33 protein-coding genes are annotated in these 23,078 nt (G+C 37.1%); 14 read left to right on the plus strand and 19 right to left on the minus strand.

Features of this window, described 5'->3' with window-relative positions:
* Window positions 1-15: 15 nt before the first annotated feature.
* The 6 genes from AC1M9C_RS02255 to AC1M9C_RS02280 all read right to left on the minus strand — a co-directional run bounded on the left by AC1M9C_RS02255 (window position 16) and on the right by AC1M9C_RS02280 (window position 5,483).
* Entirely contained in the window at window positions 16-501 is a 486-nt protein-coding gene (locus AC1M9C_RS02255; protein ID WP_481587488.1) for a GNAT family N-acetyltransferase, read from the minus strand.
* Between the two features lie 73 nt (window positions 502-574).
* A complete protein-coding gene (locus AC1M9C_RS02260) occupies window positions 575-1,774 on the minus strand; it encodes an acyl-CoA dehydrogenase family protein (RefSeq protein WP_035263603.1) in 1,200 nt (399 codons plus the stop codon).
* Between the two features lie 30 nt (window positions 1,775-1,804).
* Window positions 1,805-3,100 carry an acyl-CoA dehydrogenase family protein gene (locus AC1M9C_RS02265; RefSeq protein ID WP_481587487.1) on the minus strand — a complete coding sequence of 432 codons (1,296 nt, stop codon included), beginning with the start codon at window positions 3,098-3,100 and terminating at the stop codon, window positions 1,805-1,807.
* A 227-nt stretch (window positions 3,101-3,327) separates the two neighbouring features.
* Window positions 3,328-4,701 (minus strand): ABC1 kinase family protein, encoded by a 1,374-nt coding sequence (locus AC1M9C_RS02270; RefSeq protein ID WP_092766329.1) that lies wholly within the window; start codon window positions 4,699-4,701, stop codon window positions 3,328-3,330.
* A gap of 143 nt (window positions 4,702-4,844) precedes the next feature.
* Window positions 4,845-5,150, minus strand: coding sequence for a hypothetical protein (locus AC1M9C_RS02275; protein ID WP_092766328.1), 306 nt, complete (start codon window positions 5,148-5,150; stop codon window positions 4,845-4,847).
* 123 nt (window positions 5,151-5,273) lie between these two features.
* Window positions 5,274-5,483 (minus strand): cold-shock protein, encoded by a 210-nt coding sequence (locus tag AC1M9C_RS02280; protein WP_035263597.1) that lies wholly within the window; start codon window positions 5,481-5,483, stop codon window positions 5,274-5,276.
* Between the two features lie 371 nt (window positions 5,484-5,854).
* Here AC1M9C_RS02280 and prmB point away from each other — a divergent pair, with 371 nt between their 5' ends.
* The 3 genes from prmB (at window position 5,855) to AC1M9C_RS02295 (ending at window position 8,416) form a co-directional block, all read left to right on the plus strand.
* Complete coding sequence (gene prmB / locus AC1M9C_RS02285) at window positions 5,855-6,865, plus strand: 50S ribosomal protein L3 N(5)-glutamine methyltransferase (RefSeq protein WP_035263595.1); 1,011 nt, start codon at window positions 5,855-5,857, stop codon at window positions 6,863-6,865.
* 14 nt (window positions 6,866-6,879) lie between these two features.
* Window positions 6,880-7,965: a chorismate synthase gene (gene aroC, locus AC1M9C_RS02290; protein ID WP_481587486.1), complete on the plus strand. Its 1,086-nt coding sequence runs from the start codon at window positions 6,880-6,882 to the stop codon at window positions 7,963-7,965.
* 97 nt (window positions 7,966-8,062) lie between these two features.
* A complete protein-coding gene (locus AC1M9C_RS02295; RefSeq protein WP_179998066.1) occupies window positions 8,063-8,416 on the plus strand; it encodes a hypothetical protein in 354 nt (117 codons plus the stop codon).
* A gap of 44 nt (window positions 8,417-8,460) precedes the next feature.
* On the opposite strand, the gene AC1M9C_RS02300 is transcribed toward AC1M9C_RS02295, so the two are convergent.
* The gene (locus AC1M9C_RS02300; RefSeq protein ID WP_481587485.1) at window positions 8,461-8,937 is read right to left on the minus strand and encodes a hypothetical protein; all 477 of its coding nucleotides are present in this window, start codon (window positions 8,935-8,937) and stop codon (window positions 8,461-8,463) included.
* 148 nt (window positions 8,938-9,085) lie between these two features.
* Window positions 9,086-9,634, minus strand: a complete 549-nt coding sequence (locus tag AC1M9C_RS02305) for a hypothetical protein (protein ID WP_481587484.1) — start codon at window positions 9,632-9,634, stop codon at window positions 9,086-9,088.
* Between the two features lie 273 nt (window positions 9,635-9,907).
* Between AC1M9C_RS02305 and AC1M9C_RS02310 the strand changes: the two genes are divergently transcribed.
* Entirely contained in the window at window positions 9,908-10,141 is a 234-nt protein-coding gene (locus AC1M9C_RS02310) for a hypothetical protein (protein ID WP_035270711.1), read from the plus strand.
* A gap of 313 nt (window positions 10,142-10,454) precedes the next feature.
* The gene (locus AC1M9C_RS02315) at window positions 10,455-11,717 is read left to right on the plus strand and encodes a tyrosine-type recombinase/integrase (protein WP_481953132.1); all 1,263 of its coding nucleotides are present in this window, start codon (window positions 10,455-10,457) and stop codon (window positions 11,715-11,717) included.
* Window positions 11,718-11,732: 15 nt separating this feature from the next.
* Here AC1M9C_RS02315 and AC1M9C_RS02320 read toward each other — a convergent pair whose 3' ends face one another.
* The 11 genes from AC1M9C_RS02320 to AC1M9C_RS02370 all read right to left on the minus strand — a co-directional run bounded on the left by AC1M9C_RS02320 (window position 11,733) and on the right by AC1M9C_RS02370 (window position 19,221).
* On the minus strand, window positions 11,733-11,999 hold the full coding sequence (locus tag AC1M9C_RS02320) for a helix-turn-helix domain-containing protein (RefSeq protein ID WP_481953133.1): 267 nt from the start codon (window positions 11,997-11,999) through the stop codon (window positions 11,733-11,735).
* On the minus strand, window positions 11,999-12,223 hold the full coding sequence (locus AC1M9C_RS02325) for a hypothetical protein (protein ID WP_481953134.1): 225 nt from the start codon (window positions 12,221-12,223) through the stop codon (window positions 11,999-12,001). Before AC1M9C_RS02325 ends, AC1M9C_RS02320 begins: the two co-directional genes overlap by 1 nt.
* A 35-nt stretch (window positions 12,224-12,258) precedes the next feature.
* Window positions 12,259-12,462 (minus strand): hypothetical protein, encoded by a 204-nt coding sequence (locus AC1M9C_RS02330; protein ID WP_481953135.1) that lies wholly within the window; start codon window positions 12,460-12,462, stop codon window positions 12,259-12,261.
* Entirely contained in the window at window positions 12,462-13,295 is an 834-nt protein-coding gene (locus AC1M9C_RS02335) for a hypothetical protein (protein ID WP_481953136.1), read from the minus strand. Before AC1M9C_RS02335 ends, AC1M9C_RS02330 begins: the two co-directional genes overlap by 1 nt.
* Window positions 13,296-13,434: 139 nt before the next feature.
* A complete protein-coding gene (locus AC1M9C_RS02340) occupies window positions 13,435-14,556 on the minus strand; it encodes an ATP-binding protein (protein ID WP_481953137.1) in 1,122 nt (373 codons plus the stop codon).
* Window positions 14,556-14,984: a hypothetical protein gene (locus AC1M9C_RS02345; RefSeq protein ID WP_481953138.1), complete on the minus strand. Its 429-nt coding sequence runs from the start codon at window positions 14,982-14,984 to the stop codon at window positions 14,556-14,558. Before AC1M9C_RS02345 ends, AC1M9C_RS02340 begins: the two co-directional genes overlap by 1 nt.
* Window positions 14,985-15,305: 321 nt before the next feature.
* Window positions 15,306-15,539: a hypothetical protein gene (locus AC1M9C_RS02350; RefSeq protein WP_481953139.1), complete on the minus strand. Its 234-nt coding sequence runs from the start codon at window positions 15,537-15,539 to the stop codon at window positions 15,306-15,308.
* Window positions 15,540-15,664: 125 nt separating this feature from the next.
* A complete protein-coding gene (locus AC1M9C_RS02355; RefSeq protein ID WP_481953140.1) occupies window positions 15,665-16,021 on the minus strand; it encodes a hypothetical protein in 357 nt (118 codons plus the stop codon).
* 238 nt (window positions 16,022-16,259) lie between these two features.
* Complete coding sequence (locus AC1M9C_RS02360) at window positions 16,260-17,504, minus strand: hypothetical protein (protein WP_481953141.1); 1,245 nt, start codon at window positions 17,502-17,504, stop codon at window positions 16,260-16,262.
* Window positions 17,505-17,508: 4 nt separating this feature from the next.
* Window positions 17,509-18,552: a nucleoid-associated protein gene (locus AC1M9C_RS02365; RefSeq protein WP_481953142.1), complete on the minus strand. Its 1,044-nt coding sequence runs from the start codon at window positions 18,550-18,552 to the stop codon at window positions 17,509-17,511.
* A 21-nt stretch (window positions 18,553-18,573) separates the two neighbouring features.
* The gene (locus AC1M9C_RS02370; protein ID WP_481953143.1) at window positions 18,574-19,221 is read right to left on the minus strand and encodes a LexA family protein; all 648 of its coding nucleotides are present in this window, start codon (window positions 19,219-19,221) and stop codon (window positions 18,574-18,576) included.
* A 100-nt stretch (window positions 19,222-19,321) separates the two neighbouring features.
* Between AC1M9C_RS02370 and AC1M9C_RS02375 the strand changes: the two genes are divergently transcribed.
* From AC1M9C_RS02375 to AC1M9C_RS02415, 9 genes are read left to right on the plus strand one after another with little or no spacing between them, the layout of a single operon-like run.
* Window positions 19,322-19,522 carry a Cro/CI family transcriptional regulator gene (locus AC1M9C_RS02375; protein WP_481953144.1) on the plus strand — a complete coding sequence of 67 codons (201 nt, stop codon included), beginning with the start codon at window positions 19,322-19,324 and terminating at the stop codon, window positions 19,520-19,522.
* A gap of 23 nt (window positions 19,523-19,545) precedes the next feature.
* Entirely contained in the window at window positions 19,546-19,998 is a 453-nt protein-coding gene (locus AC1M9C_RS02380) for a phage regulatory CII family protein (RefSeq protein WP_481953145.1), read from the plus strand.
* A 49-nt stretch (window positions 19,999-20,047) separates the two neighbouring features.
* The gene (locus tag AC1M9C_RS02385) at window positions 20,048-20,305 is read left to right on the plus strand and encodes a hypothetical protein (protein ID WP_481953146.1); all 258 of its coding nucleotides are present in this window, start codon (window positions 20,048-20,050) and stop codon (window positions 20,303-20,305) included.
* Entirely contained in the window at window positions 20,302-20,598 is a 297-nt protein-coding gene (locus AC1M9C_RS02390; RefSeq protein ID WP_481953147.1) for a hypothetical protein, read from the plus strand. The genes AC1M9C_RS02385 and AC1M9C_RS02390 overlap by 4 nt, the downstream gene beginning before the upstream one ends.
* Entirely contained in the window at window positions 20,595-20,933 is a 339-nt protein-coding gene (locus tag AC1M9C_RS02395) for a hypothetical protein (RefSeq protein WP_179998047.1), read from the plus strand. The genes AC1M9C_RS02390 and AC1M9C_RS02395 overlap by 4 nt, the downstream gene beginning before the upstream one ends.
* Complete coding sequence (locus AC1M9C_RS02400) at window positions 20,930-21,874, plus strand: helix-turn-helix domain-containing protein (protein ID WP_481953148.1); 945 nt, start codon at window positions 20,930-20,932, stop codon at window positions 21,872-21,874. The genes AC1M9C_RS02395 and AC1M9C_RS02400 overlap by 4 nt, the downstream gene beginning before the upstream one ends.
* Window positions 21,871-22,131, plus strand: a complete 261-nt coding sequence (locus AC1M9C_RS02405) for a hypothetical protein (RefSeq protein WP_481953149.1) — start codon at window positions 21,871-21,873, stop codon at window positions 22,129-22,131. The genes AC1M9C_RS02400 and AC1M9C_RS02405 overlap by 4 nt, the downstream gene beginning before the upstream one ends.
* Complete coding sequence (locus AC1M9C_RS02410; RefSeq protein ID WP_481953150.1) at window positions 22,128-22,532, plus strand: DUF559 domain-containing protein; 405 nt, start codon at window positions 22,128-22,130, stop codon at window positions 22,530-22,532. The genes AC1M9C_RS02405 and AC1M9C_RS02410 overlap by 4 nt, the downstream gene beginning before the upstream one ends.
* 2 nt (window positions 22,533-22,534) lie before the next feature.
* Window positions 22,535-23,050 carry a hypothetical protein gene (locus AC1M9C_RS02415; protein WP_481953151.1) on the plus strand — a complete coding sequence of 172 codons (516 nt, stop codon included), beginning with the start codon at window positions 22,535-22,537 and terminating at the stop codon, window positions 23,048-23,050.
* The last annotated feature ends 28 nt before the right edge of the window (window positions 23,051-23,078 follow it).

Here is a 23,078-nt window from a genome sequence, read left to right on the forward strand (position 1 = left end):
ATGGGTCGGTTTTTTTTATAATACTTTTAACATGCGTATTTCACATGCATCACTATGTCCAGTATTTCCTAATGGGTGTTGTAGATGTTGAAAACCTAATTTTTCATATAATTTTACAGCCTGCCAAAGAGATGCTGTGGTTTCGAGATAAATTTGCGTGTAACCCTGATCTCGTGCAAATTGGATACATTTTTCTAGAATTTGTTTTGCAAAACCCAAACCTCGTATTGAGGGCATAAAATACATTTTTTGTATCTCTAGGGTGTTTTCTTGGCCCAGCAAAGGTGCAATGCCCCCACCACCAAAGACCTCGTGTTGGTCATTGCTAATAACCCAATATATGGAGTGAGGTTTTGTATAAACGTCATAGAGTTGATCTAGAATTGGATCTGCTACTGCGAAGCCTGATTCAGCAGCGAGAGCAAACTCCACTGAGACTTCACGAATGATTTTTGCAATATGGGGATTATCTTGGGGTTGAATAGTTCGAATAAAGTACATAATCGATGAAACTTAGTAAATCTTCACAGAGTATATCTAAGTTTCATCGGAATTGAGTTTAATTCAACGTGATTTATTTCAATTCGCTTGATGATTTTCCAAGTTCACGGCGCGCAACAATAAGCTGTTGAATTTGTTGTGTACCCTCGAAGATATCTAGTATTTTGGAGTCACGCGCCCATTTTTCCAACAACTCATCTTCGGTATAGCCTACACTTGCAGCAAGTTCGACACACTTCAATGTAATTTCATTACAAATTCGTCCAGCTTTCGCTTTTGCAATTGAAGCTTCACGCGAGTTAGGCTTTTTATTGTCAGCCATCCATGCAGCTTTTAGGGTTAATAAACGAGCAGCTTCCCATTCTGCTTCCATACGATAAATCTGAGCTGCAATATTTGAGGATTGAAGGTAGGGGGTGGCATATTCAGCATCTAGTTGGTCTTTAAAAATTTCCTTGATACGCTCTAAAGACGCTTTAGAGCACCCAACTGCCATTGCGGCCACAAGAGGGCGTGTATTATCAAAAGTTTCCATGACGCCAGCGAAACCTTTTGCAACATCGATTTCAGCATTGCCTAATAAATTTGCAGCAGGGACACGACAATCGATAAAGCGAATGACAGCAGTATCTGAAGCTTTAATTCCGAGTTTATGTTCAAGACGTTCAACGGTCATGCCAGGCGTGCCTTTAGGAACAACAAATGATTTGATTGCTGCACGCCCAAGTTTTTTATCGAGTGTTGCCCAAACCACGACTGAATCAGCTCGTTCGCCAGAAGTGACGAAAATTTTCTCGCCATTTAAAATATAATCATCACCATCTTTAGTCGCTGTGGTGCGTATTGCTGCAGAATCAGATCCACAGCCTGGCTCGGTAATTGCCATCGCAGCCCAAGTTCCCTTGAAGCGTTCAAGTTGCTCTTCATTGGCTACAGCAGCAATTGCAGAGTTACCTAATCCTTGGCGAGGCATGGTAAGTAATAAACCAGTATCGCCATAACACATCTCAATTACACCCAAAGCAGTAGACATGTTCACTCCATTTTTGTTGCCTTGAGTCGTATCTCCACGTTTATTGACGGCAGCGCCAGCATTCATGCCATCGCCACCTTCATTCATACCATCCAATAGGGATGCTAACATGTCGAGTTCTTTGGGATAAGCATGTTCAGCTTTATCATATTTACGTGAAATAGGGCGAAGCACGTTTAACGCTGTCTGATGAGCTTGATCAACAAGCATTTTAAATTTTTTCGGATTTTCTAAATTCATCATCTTTGTCCTTAAATTTTTATTATTTGATTAAGCATGTAAACCAGAATGCATAATGGCAGTAGCACGCAAATCTCGATACCAACGTTCAACTGGATGTTCTTTGGTAAAGCCATGTCCACCTAAGAGTTGTACGCCATCAGTGCCGATTTTCATTGATTTTTCTGCGCATAAAATTCGTGCTAAGTATGCTTCACGATGGAAACTTAAACCTGATTCTGCACGGCTTGCAGCATTCAAAACCAACATTTTCATAGCATCAATTTCAATAGCCATATCCGCGATCATAAATGCAACACTTTGACGGTGGGATATTGGTTCACCAAATGCGGTGCGTTCATTGGCATACTGAATGCAATATTGTTTAACCGCTTGGCATGTACCCACTGCCATTGCACACCACATTAAATTACCCAGATCAATGAACGCTGAATAATCAAAATCTTGCTCACTCAGTTTAAATGCTGGTGTGTTGTTAAATTTTAGGCTCACAGATTGGGTTGCTTTAAGCCCCATTGCTGGATTAGCTTTATATGAAATGGTTTCACTTCGCTCAACAATGAAAACTTGAGCTGTTCCATCTAAATCTGCGGAAACCAATAAAAGATCTGCCTGCTCACCTAGAATAACGATAGTTTTTTCACCATTAATGACAAAATGATCGCCTTGGCGTGTCGCTTTTGTTTTTAATTGGAAAGGGTTGAAAGCAGGTGTATTTTCCTGAACAGCAAAAGTTGCAAATAGATCATCTTGTTCGCTAAATGCCGACAAATACTTATTTTGAATCTCTGCTGAACCCCACTGTGTAATTGCATTAATGACTGAGAACGTGGAGAGTAATGTAGCTGTTAATGAGAAGTCACCTTGTGCAAGTTGCTCTGCGATCAGCACATTTGTAACCACATTCTTTTCTGAAGCAACGCCGCCGTATTGTTCAGGCAATGCATAATAATTGACACCTAAATCTTTAAATTGAGCCCATAAGTTTTCTGGAAAAGTAGCTTGGTGGTCGGCTGTATGTGCTAGTGGGTAGAGAACTTCATGAGCAAATTGTTGCATCGCATCAACAGTCATCTGTTGTTCTTCAGAAAGGCTGAGATCAAATAACCCTTTTTGCTGATTGGATAGACGTTGAGTTGGAGTATTGGATTTTTGTTTAAAAATTTTCTGTGTAGAGCCCAAGGTTTTAAATCCAGCCTTAGAACCTTGATAAAGCGAGCGTTCGATAATTTTTCTTAGTTTTAATTGATCGATTAAATCACTGCCTGCGAGCTTAGTGATCAAGGCTAAGCCTAAACCTTGCGCTTTGTTTGCGATATCATTCATTGTTGTAAATTCCCTGATGGTTTTTTTATACAACAAGATCGTGACATGTGTTTAGTGAAATGACTATGTCGAAAATGACTAGCTTAAAAGACTTTTTTGACCAAACAGATAAATGGTAATTCAATAGGTATTCTAATGAAATTTAAGATATATTTTTTTTAGTAATTAAATTTTTTATTTAATAAATTGACCATAGTGACACGATAGATCACTATGGTCTTTGTTCCTTAAACATATGATTGGATCATTTTGCGCACATTTGTTTTTGCTTCGATCACAGTCATGAATGTATATGCACCTATGAACTTACGACTGATGAACATAAATTCTTTCGGTGGAACTGAAAAATAGCGCGATGCCATCGACTTGGATGCTCGTTGCATCACACGGCTATGCAGTTGGCTTTGTTTCCAATCATAGCGCTGCTGTTCATCCATAATGCCTGTTGGTAGGTCTGGATTATTGCTATAAGTACTAAAAGCTTCAGTAGCTAGAAGGAACACTTTTGCCATGTCAGGTTTAATGCTTAATGGCATTGCATCGAAAAACTCATAACCTGTCATAGCATTGACCATGGCTTGAGCATCATGATGATAGCCCGCGGTAATTAAATTACGAGCTACCTTGAGGAGTTGATCATCAAATTGACGGATCGCACCGAAGTCTAAAAGAATGATTTTATCTTCAATTTGCGCGCCGTCACCTAAGCGTACTAGGTAGTTACCAAAGTTAGGATCAGTCTGCATCTCGCCCCATTCAAATACTTCACGAACGGCAATTTCAAGCGATGCTTCACCTAATTTGTTGCGACGTTCCTGAGGGAGTGAAAGCATGACTGGGCTATTAATCGGAACACCACGCTCAAAAGTCATACAAAGCACTTGATCTGTACAATATTGATCAATAATTTGTGGAACAACATAACGCGGATCATCTTTTAAACGCGCTCTAAAACGACGTGTTGTTTCAGCTTCAATTTTGTAATTTACTTCACGGTGCATCATTTCGCGAACCTCATCAAACCATTGATCAAATTCACGAGTTTGAGGAACCATGCGTGTAAGTTTGAGCATGTTCTTAAACAAGCTCATATCTGAGTCAATTGCGCTTGCTACACCTGGATATTGAACTTTGAGCACCAATTCAAGACCATCAGACTTACGTGTTGCACGGTGAACTTGCGCTAATGATGCGGTGCCTAAAGGCTCATGATCAATGGTGAGATCATCGAGTTTAGAGCCAAGTTGGTTGCGGAGTTGCTCATGGATCGCAGGCCAGGCAAGGGCAACGGTCTGATTATTTAAAGTGTTTAAGGCTTGCGTAATCTCTTCAGGTAGAAAATGCTCACCATATAACGCCATCATTTGACCAATTTTGACGATAGAGCCTTTTAATTTACCGATTTCAGCAACGAGATAGTCAGCTTGTTCTTTCATCGCTTGTTTACGTTTTTTTTCTTTTTCTTCCTCGCTTGAAAAAATAGAACTCGCACTTGAAGCAGCCCAGCGTGTGCCAGCCAGTAGAGAAGCTTTCGCAATCGAAAGACGGCGATCCATTGAAGAAGTTTTTAATTGTTTAAGCTTTTCATTCTGATCTGACATGAAGTTTAGGTCCTTTAAGCGAATCGCGCAGAGAAATCATTGTATTGAATATTACATGTTATGAACGTATTAAAATAGTTCAAGTATTTCAATATCAGGTGTATAAATGGTCAATTTATTCAAACTTAAATAGCCTACGCTTTTTAAAGTCGGTATTTAACTGGGAGTTGAACTCGAGCCGATAGAGACACGCGATACTCTGAAATGAATAACTTCATTAAGTTGACAACAGTTTCATGAATAAATCCAAGGGCATATGCTTTGATAATAATGACGCTAGGTAAGCTGAAGACAAAATATTTAACATCATCCGAACTTGGATTTTCAAAAATTTGATGATCCATCAAAAATTGCTTAAGAAATTGTTTTTCTGTTGTGACACGAGGGGAAGAATCATCACTCCAGTAATTTTGACGCATTGCCATTAAATTATTGTGTTTATAACTCATACTTTAACTTTTGAAATTCACTTTAACTTTTCTTATTTTGAGTCTAAATTTTCTTTTTCAAGTATGGTGAACTTTTCGAGAGACGAAAAAAAAGCGGGCTAAGCCCGCTTTTTTAACAGTTAATTAAACTGCTACGATGTCAACAGCGTTAGGACCTTTAGGACCTTGAGTTACGCTGAATTCAACTTGTTGGCCTTCAGCCAAAGTTTTGAAGCCTGAACCTTTGATTTCGCTGAAGTGAGCAAAAACGTCAGGACCGTTTTCTTGTTGGATGAAACCGAAACCTTTAGTTTCGTTGAACCATTTAACTGTACCTTTAACAGTATTAGACATAATAGGAATCCTAATAAAACTTTAATGTTATGAGTTTGAACTCAATGATGTAACTTGGAAAAAAAATGAAACTTAAAATCTGAAACCAAACGTAGGATTATGACTAACACTGCGAAATAAAAGATTTAATGAAACAACATAAATTTTCTAGTTGGCTTCGAGTATACACGATTATTTTCAATATCGTTAGTTTTAATCAACTTTCTCGCTATTTTAAAACTTGAATGAGTAGACCTTATTCAATAGATAATTCTAACTATTCAAATTTTCAATACAAATTTGCCGAATAACACGGATAGAACTTTTTATTAATAGGACAAAACAAGGTATCATAGACCGTTTTTAAAAATTTGACCTTGGAGACGCCTTAAGTGGATCGACCGACTATTAGCCCTGAACATCTACAGGAAGCCGCTGAAAACTTAACAACTATTCGAGATTTTATTCGTTTTGGAGTTACAGCATTACGTCAATACGATGCACACTTAGGTCAAGGTACTGAAGATTATTTTGCTGAAAGTTCTGCTTTAGTTTTACAAACTCTGTCACTGGACTGGAATGCCGATGCTGAGATTTTAGACTCAAAATTGCTGCCAAGCGAAGTTGCGGAATTCTTGAGCTTACTCGAACGTCGTATCAATGACCGTGTTCCTACTTCATATTTATTAAATCTTGCTTATTTCTTTGGTAAACCATTTTATGTCGATGAGCGTGTACTGATTCCACGCTCACCAATCGTTGAGCTGATTGAAAATCGTTTTGCACCTTATTGTTTGACTGAAAATGGTGAAATGGGTGAGGCGGTCAATAATTTGCCAGTGAATCCAAATCCTAAAACTCCACAGCGTATTTTGGATATGTGTACTGGGTCTGGTTGTATCGCGATTGCTTTGGCATATGCATTCCCTGATTCTGAAGTCGATGCTACTGATATTTCAAAAGAAGCCCTTGAAGTTGCACAAATCAACTGTGAGCATCACAATAAACAGTATCAAGTCGCTTTATTGGAATCTGATCTTTTCGCTAAAATACCTGCCGAAAATCAATATGATTTAATTGTTTCTAATCCGCCGTATGTCGATGCTGAAGATATGGCAGATTTACCAGATGAGTTTCATCACGAGCCAGAGTTGGCATTGGCAGCGGGTCAAGATGGTTTGGATCTTGTGCGTAAAATGCTGGCTCAAGCCGCAGACTATTTAACTGAAGATGGTTTAATCGTCATTGAAGTGGGCAACTCAGAATGGGCGATGAAGCAAAACTTTAATACTGTTGATTTCTACTGGTTGCAATTCCAACGTGGTGGGTCAGGTATTTTTGCACTGACTGCAGCACAATGCCGTCAATATCGTGATTTATTCATTCAATCTGTTCAAGTATAAAGGAGTTGTTGAACATGGCTGGCAATAGTATTGGACAATTGTTCCGTGTAACAACTTGTGGTGAATCTCACGGTGTTGGTTTGATGGCGATTGTAGATGGAGTTCCACCAGGTCTGAAGTTATCAGCTGAGGACTTACAAATAGACTTAGATCGTCGTAAACCAGGTACCTCTAAATTTGCAACACAACGCAAAGAACCAGATGAGGTTGAAATTATTTCAGGCGTGTTCGAAGGTGAAACCACTGGGACATCCATTGGTCTTTTAATTCGTAATACAGACCAAAAATCTAAAGATTACGGTAATATCGCACAAACTTTCCGTCCAGGTCATGCAGACTATACTTATACACAAAAGTATGGTTTCCGTGATTACCGTGGTGGTGGTCGCTCAAGCGCACGTGAAACAGCGATGCGTGTCGCAGCGGGTGCAATTGCTAAAAAATTCTTATTTGAAAAATTTGGTATTGAAATCCGTGGGCATGTAACACAAATCGGAACTGAAAAAACAGAAAAACTAGATTGGAATGAAGTGCCGAATAATCCATTCTTTTGTGGTGATGTAGATGCTGTACCACGTTTTGAAGCACTTGTGACGTCTTTGCGTGAAAAAGGAACAAGCTGTGGAGCACGACTTGAAATTATTGCTTCAAAAGTACCCGTAGGCTGGGGAGAACCTGTTTTCGACCGTTTAGATGCTGATATCGCACATGCGATGATGTCAATTAATGCGGTTAAAGGTGTAGAGATTGGTGATGGTTTTGGCGTGGCTGAACAATTTGGTCATGAAACACGTGATGAACTGACAACTGATGGCTTCTTAGCGAATCACGCTGGTGGTATATTAGGCGGTATCTCAAGCGGTCAAGATATTCGTGTATCAATTGCACTAAAACCTACTGCTTCTATTACTACACCAGGTAAAACGATTACGATTAATCGTGAAGATACGGATGTGCTTACTAAAGGTCGTCACGATCCTTGTGTGGGTGTTCGTGCGACACCAATCGCTGAAGCGATGCTTGCAATCGTGTTAATGGATCACTTTATGCGTCATCGTGCCCAAAATGCCGACGTTGTTGCGCCATTTGAGCCAATTTAACCGAAGTAAAAAAGCGTATGATGTCAAAGCCAGATGATTGATCTGGCTTTTTAATATAATTTTAAAATTGCAATTGAACGTTTTATGGGGAATTCAATTGAAAATAAGGATATTGGTTGGGGCGATGGTCTTATGTGGATTATCGTATAGTTATGCGAATGGCTTAACGCAATCTCAGTTTGATATTGAAGTGAAGTCAATTTATAACGAGATTGAGGCGAGTCAAATTCGATTACATCAATCGGTCGATAGTAAGCAGAATATTTCGTTGATCATTCAAAGAGCTTGTGAATATGCAGATGCGTTAAATGCTTTAGAACGATTAGCACAAAAGAATATTCATATGGCTAAAGCAAAGGAAGAAGCATTGTTTGCAAGAAAAATGAGAAATTCTTTTGATCGATCATTCCAAGATTTAGGAACAAGTTATCAAAAAAGTTGTAAGTCTTAAAAAAAAGCCAGTTCAACGAACTGGCTTTTTAATGAATAATGCATTTATTCGATAGTTTGACCTGTATAACCTTTGATAAAGGTTAAGTAAGCAGAAGATTTCTGACCATCAGCTTGCAAGATTGGACGAGTCACTTCGCCGTTAGCTGTCACAATTTTTAGATCAATTTGTTTTGCGTCTCTAAATGAGTTTAAAAAACTTACAGGAACGATAATAAAATTAGATGAATTTGTTACACCTGCCACAGTTGCATATTGGGTTGGTTGAATTGTTGAATAGACATAAGGCTGACCATCAACAATAAAGTTCAATTGTTTTATATCGTGCTGTACAGTGTCATTTACATCTGCAGTTATTTTAAAACCATTACGCTTTTCATCATTCCAACGTAGTGCAAGTTCAGGGCAAATTTCATCAGTAGCACAGATGAGAGGTCCTTTGGTTACAACACGTTCTGGATAACTTCCTGCACAACCTGTTAATACAACCAATGCTGAAATAAGCGCTAGTTTGATTTTCATGATTTTACCTATTGTCTTGTTTATTATAACTGTGTACACAATTTGTTAAATCTAACGAAAATTTCTAAAAAATGAAATGCCTAGCAGTCTAATAACACGTTGCAGTTTTGTATCGATGATTAAAAAAAGACCCATAGTGGGTCTTTTTTTACTTTTGCTTAAATTGTTGGTAGCCACTTTTAAATGTTTGATAGGCAAACGATGCATGCCCATCTTTTAAAATGCTATGCGTAATAGCACCTTGATCTGTCACTACAGCAATATCGATAGATTTAGACTGATCAAACATAACGACAAAATTCATTGGTACATCAATGTAATTTGTAGAGTTAATGAGATCTGAATTGTTGACTGATCGTGTATTGGTTTGAGTTAAAGTTGTATAAGGATAAGTTTGACCATCTAGCGTGAAGATCACTTGCTTGATATCAAAAGATTTTCGATCAAATAGATTTGTATGTACTCTAAATAAGTTATTGCTCTGCTGTTTCCAATCAAATGTTAACTCAGTACATGGTTTTAACGGTTCACAAATCACCTGACCACGTGTTTCAATTCGCTTGGCATTTTCTGAAGGTTTAAAATCAATAACATTAGATGCATAAGCTTTTGCAGAACTTGCATTTGGTTTATTGGATACAACGATACACCCACTCAGTGAAAGAGCAGTAAGAATAGATATAAATTGAACTTTCATTATTATCAACCAGTTAAATAGATGTTGTTTTTGTATATGCTAAATTTAGCATAGAATCCATATAAATGTTAACCAGTTATCAAAAAATATATATTTATTGTCTTATTTTGCTATTTTTCTTTGTGGTGATGCTTGTCATGTTGCTTTAATTAAGCTTAAAGGCGTTAAAAAATAATTGATTGAGTCCTTTATAGTCAAACGTTTCTATTTTTGATTGAACACTTTTCAAAAGGTGATATAACTAAAAATAAAGCGTTAATAAAAGAGTATGAAATGAAAACGACTGTGAAATATGTGGTGCTGAAGAGCAAAGACTATCAATTGGGCACTCCATTGTTTGAAGAAACCATCGAGGCAGACTATGCGTATTTCGATTCAATTCCATCAGTCATTCAGTACCAGAATCATGAGTTTAAAGTGAAGTCAAAAGAACTTAATCGAAAGCAAATATTTGATGACTTTGAAGAATCACAAACAATCTTAGTTAAAGTCATCGCACTGAATTAATTTAATGGCAGCCTTGAGCTGCCTTACTCATTCTCATCACTATTCATTATCTATTTTATAATATTATAGTTCTATTCGAAATTAAGCACGGTTCAATATGCACCAAACATTCCCAATCCAAAGTAGGTTAGGTGGATTCTACTTTTTCTATAGCACCATTGTGGATGAAGATTAACTTAAAATTTTATATTTATTAACAACTTATATTAATTTTAACGGTTCTATAAATCTCTTAAAAATTAACGTGTAGACTATTTGTAGACTGTTGAGAAGCATGATTTAATAAACTTACTACAGGTTTATTGGATTAATCATGAAACTCAACAAGTCTAATGTTGATGCTATCCCATTGACGGATTCTGGTCAAAAAATTATTAGAGATACAGATTTGATCGGTTTTGCGATTCGAGTCACTACTAAATCAAAATCCTATATTGTAGAACGGAGACACGAGGGAAAACTTTATCGAGTAGTGATTGGGAAAGCGAACGAAATATCTGTAAATTCTGCTCGAGCAAAAGCCCAAATGATTTTGGCTCAAATCTCCAATGGGGAATACATTAGTCCTAATGAAAAAGTTAGCGTAAATAATTTTTTAAATATCACTGTCGATGAAGCATTAAAGATTTATATCGATAGAAATGATTTTAAACCTAAAACAATTAGGCAGTATAAAAAATACTTTGATTTATACTTAAAGTGGTCAGATCGTAAGCTCTTTGAAATAACAAAAAAAGAAGTCCTGGACAAATTTATCAAAGTATCTGAGCTCAGCAAGTCATCAGCCAATGGTGCAATTTCATTGCTTGGCACGGTCTGGAAATATATTCATGTGCTGTATTCGACCGATGAAAACCCAATTTTAAAAAGCAATCCGGTAGATATTATTGCCGTAACTAAAGGCTGGAATAAGATTGAAAGTCGTAATAGGCATTTAGATAAAAGTATCATTCATAAATACTACAACGCCGTTCTAAATTATGAGGATGAGCTTAATCTAGAAAATACAGCACGATCCAATACGCATAGAGATATCATTTTATTTACCATGTATACCGGTTGCCGTCGTCAAGAAGTCTGCGGTCTTAAATGGGAAGATGTAAATTTTAAAGAAGGTATAGTTATTTTTAGAGATACGAAAAATGGTTCTAATCATAAATTTCCAGTAGGGGACCACTTACTATCCATACTTAAAGAAAGATACTTACTAAAAGAAAATGATTGGGTATTCCCAGCGACTAAAATCCCAACTTCTCATAATATTCACGCTACTGTTGTAGATACTGCACTCAAGAAAATAGGTGCTCAGGTTAACTTTTATGTATCGATGCATGATTTTAGACGCACCTTCGCGACAATATGTAATTTGCTAAGATTTAATATCTATGTCACTAAACGACTGCTTAATCATACTGCAAGACCACGTTTAGATGTCACGGGTGGGTATGTACAAATCCCGATGGAGGAATTAAGAGCATCCATGAATATGATTGAGGCTGTATATCAAGGGAGAATTGATTGTTTTAATTATGAAAGTGTATGGGATGAAAGACTTAAGCAATTAAAGGCAGGGTAAACCTGCCTTTTTAACTTATGCGTATTGAGCTGTGCAGGTGACGGTTCTGCTTTTTTCGAATGCTAATACATCAGCTTTTCTATATGCAACTCGGCGACCAATTTTGGTGTAGGGGAGTTCAGACCCATCACAGCGCATTCTTGCTAATGTCCAAGGTGAACAATCTAAATACAACGCTACCAAATCTTGGCCAAACTTTTGATCGTCTGGTGCATCTAAAAATGGTTTTAATAATTTAGAACGTTCATCTTCACTGATATTCTTAAAACTTTTTAAAGCCATTATGATACCTCCTGTAAACTTTGCACCAGTGGATTTTCTAATTCAGCTTTCAGATTTTTTAACTGTTCCAGGCTGTAGCTGTATTGTTCACCAGTCTTGATTTTAATTTCGATACCCACACCTGATTCTTCAAGTGTAAGACCAAATTTCATTGCAAATGGATCATGTTCAAAATTGTCAAATTGCTGTTGAAGCTCAGGCAAAATTTTATTAATCAGATCCAAGCTAAGATTCAGCGGATTTTCTGTTTTCTCAATTATTACACTGCCGCCTCAATAACAATTGGTTTGCCATCAATTAAGACTTGGATAGAGATCACACCATTGGTGCGATCCTCCATGAGTTTTTTAAAAAGGGCAGGCGCTATCATTAAATCCTTATGAGTGACATCACCTGGGCGAACTGCAATTTTTTCAACTGCCTTCATTAATTCCCGAGTTTCAGAAATAGTTATATTTCCCATCACGCCACCATTTCTTCAGTTTTAACCATAGTTGCCACCAGGGTTTCACCATCTGTGGTCCATTCGATACGATTAAAGTCAAAGTATTCCATTAAGGCTTGGCCAATCTGATCCTGAGTGAGTTCCAGTGTTTGGGTTTGAATAACTTGTGTTTCAGCCAATTTCATTAGGGCATTTAAAACTGGTGTATTTGAAGCTGGCATTTTGTTTTCCTTAACTGGTTGTGGCTCAGGCTCAATGATCTGAGGTGTATCGAATTGGGTTGAATCAGCCACCACAGGTGTATGGAATTCAATGATTTCTGATACTGGTTGTTCAGGTTCAATCTTTGGTTGATTAGACTCAGGTTTAGGCAGTGTGTAGATATAGCTGCCTAGTTTTCCTGAACGTTCGATTTTTTTGGCCTGGGTAAATTTGTAGGTCAGATTTGAAAACTGCTTGTCCGAAATCTTTAATACAGCCTGAATGTCAGTTTTATTTAAACCTGCAGGAAAGTCCTTGAGCAGATTCAGGAATGCTTCACTTATATTAATGGCAGCTGGTTCTCCTGCAGGTTTGGCCACAGTGGTTGGTTTTTCCATTGGAACGACTTGTGGCTTATGGCTGATTTCATCCTTAGGTTTACCCTTTAAAAAGAACACACCGTCTTCCTGGTCAACTTCAATCACTGACAAAACATTTTTAACTGTCTTGATGCTGAGCTGGCAGATCGTCATAAGCTGAGCAATAGACAAACCAAGCGGATCCTTTTCCAAAGCGGCAATGACTTTGTTTTTAGCTTTCTGCAAGCGTTGCTCGTTTTCTTCTTTTTGGATTTCTTTTACAGAGCTCATTTCGTTCTCCAAGTTGCTTCTTTAAATTTTGCATTGATGACCAGGCTTTCAATTTCACCAATACCTACATTTTCAAAAATATGGGTCATTCTCGCCCCGAACACTGTGAGTGTCCGGGTGATAGAGGAATAGTTAAATTTCATCTAGTCACCATATTTTTTGCTAATTTTTCGATGTCTTTCTTAACTGCAACTAATTGACTTGCTTCAATTTGAGCCAAGGCATCTAGACCTAAATATTCACAAACCGTTTTAGTGTCTAAACCACGTTCTGCAATAAAGTCTTGTAGTTGAGCTAATTGCTCATTTGTAATGCCGTTAAATTCAGGTGGATTGAGCCATTTCTTATCATCTTTGTTGTAGGGACAGCCTAGTTCTTTAGCCCGACGTTGAACGGCGTACCACATATCCATCACATAACGATGGCCCTGAGGTAATGACTCAGTAAGTTGATTTAGATCCCCAGCATGTTGTGCTTCAGCACAATTTTGATTCCAATTTTCAAGGTCCTCATCTGCTTTGATCGTTTCCAGCTGTTCGGGTGTCATTGTATTGATGTGGTCTTTAGCAGCTTTGATGATGTCAGCCAAGAATGTAGGATTTTGCTTTAAATCTGGTACCCACACTTCACCAGTTTCACCACCTAGACCACCTGCATTTTTGGCGTGATGAGTAGGGCAAGGCTTGAAGCTAATGACACGTGCGTTTTTACCTTCACCTGTGGTCACAGTCGTTAAATAACCCATAATGTCTGCAATACGGTAAAGCTCATTACGGTTCTTACCGCCAAGGTCTGGGCGATATACAACTTGATCGCCGTTCTGATCCTCAGATGCGTGAGCGATAAAAACTACATCTTTGCCTGAAGCAATCAACGTGTTCACATATTGTTTGAATATATTGTTCGCCAAACCTTGAGCTTTTAATTTCAGTGAACCATCTTTTTGTTTGTTGGTATTGTTCAAAGCCAAATGTGTTTTTATGCTCTCTAGCATTGCACCAACAGTGTCTATGACTACTGTGTTGTATGGCGCCAAATCCTGAGGCGTTAAATTTGCTACATCTGACCATTGCTGTACCTGAACAACAGCACCGCGACGTAACTCACCCGTACGATGTGCTCCTTTGTCAAAGTCGAATGAAATAGCTTTGTCGCCCGTAAATCCAATTGAGGTTTTACCCAAGCCTGGATCCGCATACAGATATACGATGATGGCTTGAACCAATAATGTTTGGTTAGCTTCAATGATGGGTAGGGCCATCACACACCTCCCAACATGCGATTTTTATGCATGTGAGCTATCAACATTTGATTAATGTTGTAATGGTCGTTGTGATCAGTGAAATCTGATACTGAATTACCTAAAACATCGTGAACTTTATCGATCGTCAATGAGGTAATCATTGCATCGTCATATTCACTACCAGGTACGCCGTAATCATTAGTGAATTTTTCATAGTCAAATGACACGTCAAGAGTGTATTCATCTAGTCGAATTACAGCATAGCCAGTTGTTTCAGATGTTAGTTTAAGAGCAGCTACAGCAGTCTGATTAGGCACATAGCTTGAATAGCTAAGCTTTAAATCAGTCGCTTGAGGTTGTTTAGTGAAGACTAATGCACCAATCGTTACACTAGATACCAATAAACTTACGGCGACGGTATTGAATGGGGTGAAATTTAGATTCATAATTGATCTCGCAGTTTGCAAAAGCACATCAGATCCCTTACCTCCTGGTGTGCTTTTTTATTGTTTGTGACACCAAAGGTAAGATATCTTACCTTTGGTGTCAACACATTTGGTAATTAAACTTACTATTTTGTTTTTTTTCTTTTATACTAGACAAAAGAAAACCCACCGCTGGGGTGGGTTGTTTGGAGTTGGCTATGATTGGAATTACAAGCAAGAATAAGCTAATTACCCTTAAGGCTGGGCAAAGACCAAACGCTCATTTGATTGGTGTGCTTATTACTAATCCTGATGATTTGACAGAAGAATACTTATCAAAAGTTAAGTTGCGTTTTCACGGACCAGATGGTCGATTAAATCAATATCGTTGCCTAGATGCTTTACATATAGATCCGGGCCAGATTGATCGGAAGGATGATGAATCACCATCACAACCTCAAAAATCGAACCATTTATATTTATCCACTCTCCAAAACGGGGCAGTATTTCAAATTCGTGAGCATACAAAGGCTCTTGAACGCCTTTGGAAATATCTATCAAAGAAACTTCGATCATAATTTTATCCTTTATATTTTTAAGATCAATGTTGGCACAAAGTCTTAAGTTCATAATATCAGGGGAAATATGGTTTTTAAAAAAAGAAAACCCACCATAAGGTGGGTCGATTTGAGGGAAATAAATTATTGCTTCTTGAACTCAGTAATGCTGATTGGCTTACCTGGTACTAATTCAACTACGCCGTCACCAGCTTTGAAATGGATTAATACGCCTTGTTCATTAGCTAAGCGTACACCTGACGCTGCAACAGTTTGCTTTAAGTGATGAACTTTACCTGAGTTATCTACTAATTCTGCAGTTTTAAAGTTGTCTGAAGACTTAAGCTCAAGCGTAAGATCCATTGGACCAGTGAAATAAATCACTTGGGTATTAGCAGGGGTGTTATTAGTAACATTATTTTGTGCAACAATTTTTTGAGGTGTTGAAGTACAGCCTGTAAGTGCCAATCCAAGCAATGTTGCACCAAGTAAGTATTTCATTAAGTCAACCTTTTTGATGTATATATCCAAATTTATACTATTCGTTCAAAAGTGACATTTGAAGGGTTGGTTAAATTTGCCTACATAAAAGAAAACCCACCGCAGGGGTGGGTTTTCTAGAATTAATTAATTTAATACGACTACAAGCAAGGGTGAGTTAATTAAAGTGGCAATTTTAGAAATTAGAGTAATCAATATTAATATGACGCATAGGAATCTTAAATAAAACACATGATGATTAAAATTTAGGAGGAGAACACCAGAAAATTTCTAAAAACCATATGTTTTTGGTTAAACATGTATATTCAGAATTTAGATTTAAATAAATCATAATGGTAAGTAATACTGATATTAAGACTCCAAATTTGATTTTCATTAAATTTTTTATTTGCTTTTCGTAGCGATTAATTAAAAAGGTGTAATTTTTTAATATATCGTTATCAGGAACAAATAGAGGATTTTTTTCTAGTTCGTCTTTGTGTGAGAGAATTTCATGATAAATGTTTATAAGGGTGTCTTTCTGATTCTCACATATGTAATATACTGCAATTGCAAAAAATACTGCACCAAAAAGAATCACACTATTAGTTTTTAGTGAAAACTCTTTGGCTGTTTTGAAATTTGCAGCAACAATAACTACTGATGCTGGTATAGTCACGATTTGCATTTGAATATCTGAGAATGCTTTGTTTATGCGTATAATATTTTCAGTCCTGAATTTTTCTACTTCTCTTTTAACTTTAGAAAAAGTAAATTCTGACATGTATGTTTCATAATTATTCTTTATTACATCATATATTTTATTAAAGTCCTTACAAACCTGATTTATTGAAATTACATGGTGATTAGAATAAAAATTAATTAAGCTATCTTTTATAATATGGTTTATCGCATCTTTATGTATTTGACTTTCAATATAAGAAGTCTTAAAAGCTAAAATTGTATCTAAGTCTACTGGGCTTACAGATGAAAGATTATTGATTATGGAAAACTTTTTTTTACCTAGAAAATATAAAGTTTCTTCATTTGAACCGTTAGTGGTCTGATGATCAGACTGAGTCTTCAGTAATAAATAAATATTCACATTTTTTATGTAGTTTTTGATTTCTCCATTTTCAATCAAGTCTATTTGACTAATATCTAAGGGAGAGTAGATGTAATCAATATCTTGGAAATAAGTGGGTTCTGAAATTAAATTATTTCTTAATGATGGATGATCGTTTAACATTGATTTTAATGAAAAATTATAAAAGCTTGGTAGCTTAAATATAATTTCACCATCTTCATCATCAAAAAATGGAAATAGTTGAGATGAAGAATTAATATAATTTTTTAGACTTTCCAAATGTTCATTAGCAACATCTTTATCTTCCTTGGAGATAAAGCCCTGTAATGTCCTTCGAGAAGGATGTTTAATGTTTTTAGTTAATTTAATTAAATTAACATATATTCTCACGCCATCGAAAGTAGTTGAACTTTGCATAGGACTAGCCCGCTGGAGGAGGGGAGATTCTTGGTTTGTAACTTTCTATCTCATTGATAATGTGAGTAGGTATTGATTTTATCAGTAAACCTTCATTATTTAAAACTACATTTCCATTTAAATCATCATATGTAAAGCTTACTTTTACTTCACCAATATTAAATGAAATTTTTTGAAGTCCCCTGTAATTTTTTTCACTTGGTTTAAATGAAGAATCAATCATTATATTATTTTCAGATAAATAGCTGGTAAAATCTTCTGGAGATTCAGCATTAACTTTTCTTGATATTGTAACTAAGTCAACTTCAAGATCCGCACTGTGCTGTGTGGAAAAATACGTATACATACTATCACGGATAGAGTCCCTTACGCTTGCTGGATATGATTTCTCTTCCATGTAATCAGTTATAGCTTTAATTACATTTTTAGTATTTTTATTACTGCTTTGATAACCTATACAACCTAGAGCATTTCGAAAATACTCCGTTACATCTTCATCTTTTTTACCTTTCATAAATGAAAGGCAGTTTCCTTTATCTTCATCTGATAAGCTAATATTATCATACCATTGCTTTATATTGACTCGTGCAGACTCATTTAGTTTTCTTAAATTAAGATATTTTCGTTTTTCTAAAGTTAATAATTCGCTTAAACCATATCCTTCGTCATTCTTAAGCATAATTACCATTAGCCAATCTATTTCAGAATGGGTGTAATTCAATATAAGAATAAAGCCTCCAGTACCCATTATAGATTTGGACAGTTCAGTTTTGATAAGATCAGTTACATTTTTTGAAAATTGAACAAAATCTGATGGATCAGGTGAATTCTGACCTTCAAGTAATGTGTGAAAAGCTTTAGTTTGATCAATATTACCCCAAATAGGATTATGGGTTCGATATGAATCAACTATATCTTTACAAAACTTTTGAACAATTGGATCATTTGGAGACAGTAGTTCATCTGCATAATCCTCAGAGACAGTTTCAGGACCTCGTTCTTCAGATTTCTTTTCTAGTTGATGAAAAATAACATTATTTATATTCAAAAGATTTCCCTCCCAAAAAAATTATACGTCTCTATACAACCCAACAACTTTACCAACCAATTTACAGCCATCAACTAAAGCAATTGTTTGCTCAGGCCATTTTGGATTTAAAGGTTGAAGGTAAACATTACCGCTTTCTAATATTAGTTTTTTAAATGTGGCCTCAGCATCACCCTCACAAGCAACGATTACAAGATCACCGGTTCTCAAATCCGCCGTTTGAAAATCAGGATTTACATAAATCTTATCGCCTGGTCTGAAGTCAGGCATCATGGATTCACCTACAACTTCTAATCCATATCCATTCTTTCCACACCTTGGATTGGGTGGTAACCATTCCTCGAATTGAGTCCCATTAGGTACGGCGTCAACAGAAGTCCAAGATCCAGCTTGAACCCATGAAATAACTGGAACCAGGCGACCAGTAACAACAAAAGGTAAGGAAACATTAGAATCAATACTATTTGGATTAGTTCCGGATATTAAAAACTCAGGGGATACAGAGAGAATATTAGATAGCGCCATGAGACTATCATGCTTAGGAAGATTGTCATCTTTCTCCCAATAAATTACAGACGTTTTAGATACACCGATAGAATCAGCCAATTGTTGCTGAGTAATTTTTTTATTTTTTCTAAGTGTTTTTAAACGGCTACCAAGAGTTTCCATAAATTTTTACCAAGTTATATGTAAGCAATCTTACCATTTGACTAGGTAAGTTTTATGTTGTTTAATAAAGTAAGAAAAGTTACCTTATTGGGCAGAATATATGACGAAACAAGAAGCACTAGAGTTATTAAATTGCAGTGTTACTGATCTTGCAGAAAAGCTAGATGTATCTTCTCAAGCGATTAGTCAGTGGTCTGAACATAAAATTCCTTTAGCACGTGAATATCAAATTAGGGATTTAGCCAAAGGTTTAGAACCTATCAAGCGTACTAATAATAATTTTAATAAAGCATCTGCCTAAAAACACGTTCAAAGGGAATACGAATGAACATAACTGATGCTGCATACAACACAGTTCACGATTATCCAGGTGGAGCAAATGCACTTGCGCCACGCCTCGGAATTAAAAGCCCAGCTGTACTCAACAGCAAAGTCAATCCTAATACGGATACACATCACTTAACGCTCGCTGAAGCATCAAAGCTAATTGCAATTACTGGGGATTTCAGGATCCTGCATGCTCTTAATGCAGATCATGGAAAGGTATCAATAGATCTGCCTCAAATTCCTGAATGCAGAGACACGGCGCTAACAGACCTTGTTTTAAGTATTGGCAAGGGTGGTGGTGACGTTTGTGAAGTGTTCAGAGAAATGATGGCTGATGGTCGCATTACACGTGGTGAAGCAATGGATATGTCCAAAGTAATTCATCAACTTCATTTGTTTTTAGCAAAGCTTGATTCACAGATTCATGCTTGCGTAGACGAAAAAGCCTGACGGTCAAGGTCAGGCTTTTAGTAATTCAAAACATTCGAAGGTATTGAATATGAAAATAAATTTATCACAACAAGTTGTTCAAAACAATCCAGACATAGATTTCCTCGCTGGTGATGTCGTTGTATTTATCGATCCAAACAAGCCAGGCCACTTGATGACAGTTCACAAAGTACAGAGCGGTGGGGTTTTACTGGATGGCAACCATAACTTTGCACTCAATCATCTTGTGCGTACAGCAACAGTGACAGAAGTATTGGTCAAGCGTCGTTTAACAGATGCTGAAATGGCATTAGCGGAGGTTTCATGAATACTGAATTTCAAAAGCAACCTGACTATAAACAGCAACAAGGTGTGCAGTCATTCTATGAGCCGACACTGCAGTTGTTAAATGAAGTTTATCTAGTTAAACAAACGAACCTCAAGCTACGCGGCTATAGCGAAAACAATGCTGCAGTGACGAAAGAAGAACTCGCTCTAAAGATGGCATACCGATTTCGTATAACGATGTGGTTAGCACATAAAGTTATCTCAAGCTTAATTAAAGCAGATCAAGTAATGGCATTTGGCAGTTATGTGAAGCCAAAGGATGGTGATGAATGAGCAAGAAACTTAAAACCACCTTTATCGCTCAAGAAAGAATTATTAATTTACTAGATCCCGTTCGGATCTATACCGCTTTAGAGCTTGCAGCAATGCCTTTATCAAAAATGAATGCTGCAATTGAGGCACAAGAGAAATTTTATCTCCTCGAGCACACAACCAAAATGGGGGGGCAAGCCATAGCTCTACGCCATCAAATGCAGAATGGCGCTCAACTCATTCAAGTCAAAGAAAAATCAAGAATTCGCTACAAAATCAACAACGATTTTATAGAACCTCGGATTGTCCGTCAGCTGGAAGTGCGCGGCCTTGTAAAATTGGGAGTTAAGCCATGAGCTTGGATGCAAGTGTATGGGCATGGAAAGTTGAAATGCCCACCAAAAAAGGCGGAGCTTTAAAACCCCTTAAAAAATTAGTATTGCTCTCACTTGCTGATCGTGCCAGTGAAGATCATTGTGCATATCCAAGCATGAGCAGATTGGTTGAAGATACAGAAATGGACCGTAAAACTGTTCTTAAAATCATCGATGAGCTAATCGAAGATGGATTAATTGCAGATACTGGTGAACGCAAAGGCCGAACTAAACAAGTTAAAGTCTATCAATTAATAGGTGTAAATGGCCGTGAAACAGCCCCAACAACGGTACCCTTTAATACTGAAAATGATGATTTAAAGAGTCCCAACAGTGGAACAGTTCCAACAATGGAACAGTCCCAACAATTCCATGAAAGAGTCCCAACAATTCCGTTAAAGGGTCCCAACGTTGGGACACGGAATCTTTCAAAGAATCTTTCAATAGAATCTAAAAATAAAAAAGGGTGGCTTTGCTTCAAAAAACTTCGTGAAGAAATTTTTTTGGCTGATCCCGATTTGGATTTTGAAATGCTCATGAACGCAACTTGGGGTGATCGTGAAAAACGTGCATTTGAAATTTACAACGCTGGAAAGAATCTCTGTGATGAACTGATGAATTTCCATTTTGCAGATTGGTTGATCAACGCATACCGCACCAAGTATTCAAATTCCAATGGCCATCAGAAATTAAATTCTACTGCAGAACCAAAATACCTCACTGACAAACAGATTCAGGTGTTTGCTCAGAAATTAGCTAAGCATCCAGAGTTTGCTGGTAAGTACGCTGAGCCAGGCGAGTCCTATGAAAAACTTGCAGCTCGTATCTCAATGAAACTTGAAAAACCTGAACAGGCGAAAAAATGGGAATCCTATTTGAAACAGGTAGGTTTTAACGGCGTTTTAATGGGAGGTGTAGCGTGACTGAAGCTGATCGCACGATTACAAACCTGATGATCTTGAGAATCATGTCTTCAACGAATGGAAGAATCTCTGTGAAACAAATTTTCGATGAGATTCAACCGAACATGGGAATTTCAATCCGTAGCCTGCAACGTTATTTGAATGGACTAGCGAATTGGGGGCTCGTGGAAAAGGATGGCCAAACTCCCCAGGGATTCAGATTGAGCAAATCAGCAAGGGAATTATTTGCTGATATCGTTTTTGGAAAATCAGTATGACAAGTATTTCCCTTGCTGAATATAAAAGCTTGTACGGCTCAAAAAGTAAAAATGTACTTAAGTCAAAATCTCCGCGCCGTGATAAGCAAATTGAAAGTATGGGAGAGTCGATATTAGCTTTACAACTTAAGGCGCACAGAATCGAATTTGAGAGAGAGTTTAGGTTCCATCCCAAACGCAAATGGCGTGCGGATTTTCACCTGATCGACAAAAAAATACTCATAGAGGTTGAAGGCGGTATATGGAGTGGTGGACGTCACACTAGGGGCAAGGGGTATATCGGTGACATGGAAAAATATAACTCAGCAGCAATGATGGGTTACCAGGTAATACGGTTTAGTACAGAACAAGTGAAATCAGGTTTAGCAATACAACAAATTGAGAAGATGGTAGGGGAATAGTCATGGTTGTAGCAGAGGCAACGAAACAACATATTTTACAAACAATAGATTGGTCACGTTTTGATTTAGAAGGATGGTTACATCAATTCGGCGCATGGATGAATTCAGTTAGTGGTACATGTAGCCAAAGTATTAATCCGATTGCAGTGGCCATGGATCATGCCACTAAGAAAACAAAACAGAAAAAACTGACCGATCTACAGGAATCAAAAATCATTGTTGATTTCCTGACTGGTGATTATCAATTACCAAAATTAAAGCAGACAAAAATTGTGTGTCAGATTGATGATAATGAAGCACGCGCCGTACAGCGTTTAATATTAGATATGCAGGGACAATCTGAAATTTTAGATGATTGGATGGAAGCAATCATTGATCGTTATTTTTATGGGAATTCTTGGTCTGAAATGGTACGTGAAAATCGTACTCAAGCAGATTCAAGAATGGATGTTAAGTGCGGTTTAGCTGCTTTGCATAGTCGGTATGGATTTGTTGGATATAAAAAAAGCACCAAATAAGGTGCTTAATCAACCGTTCTTGAAGTAT

The sequence above is a fragment of the Acinetobacter sp. 24-47-39 genome, from assembly GCF_056783825.1.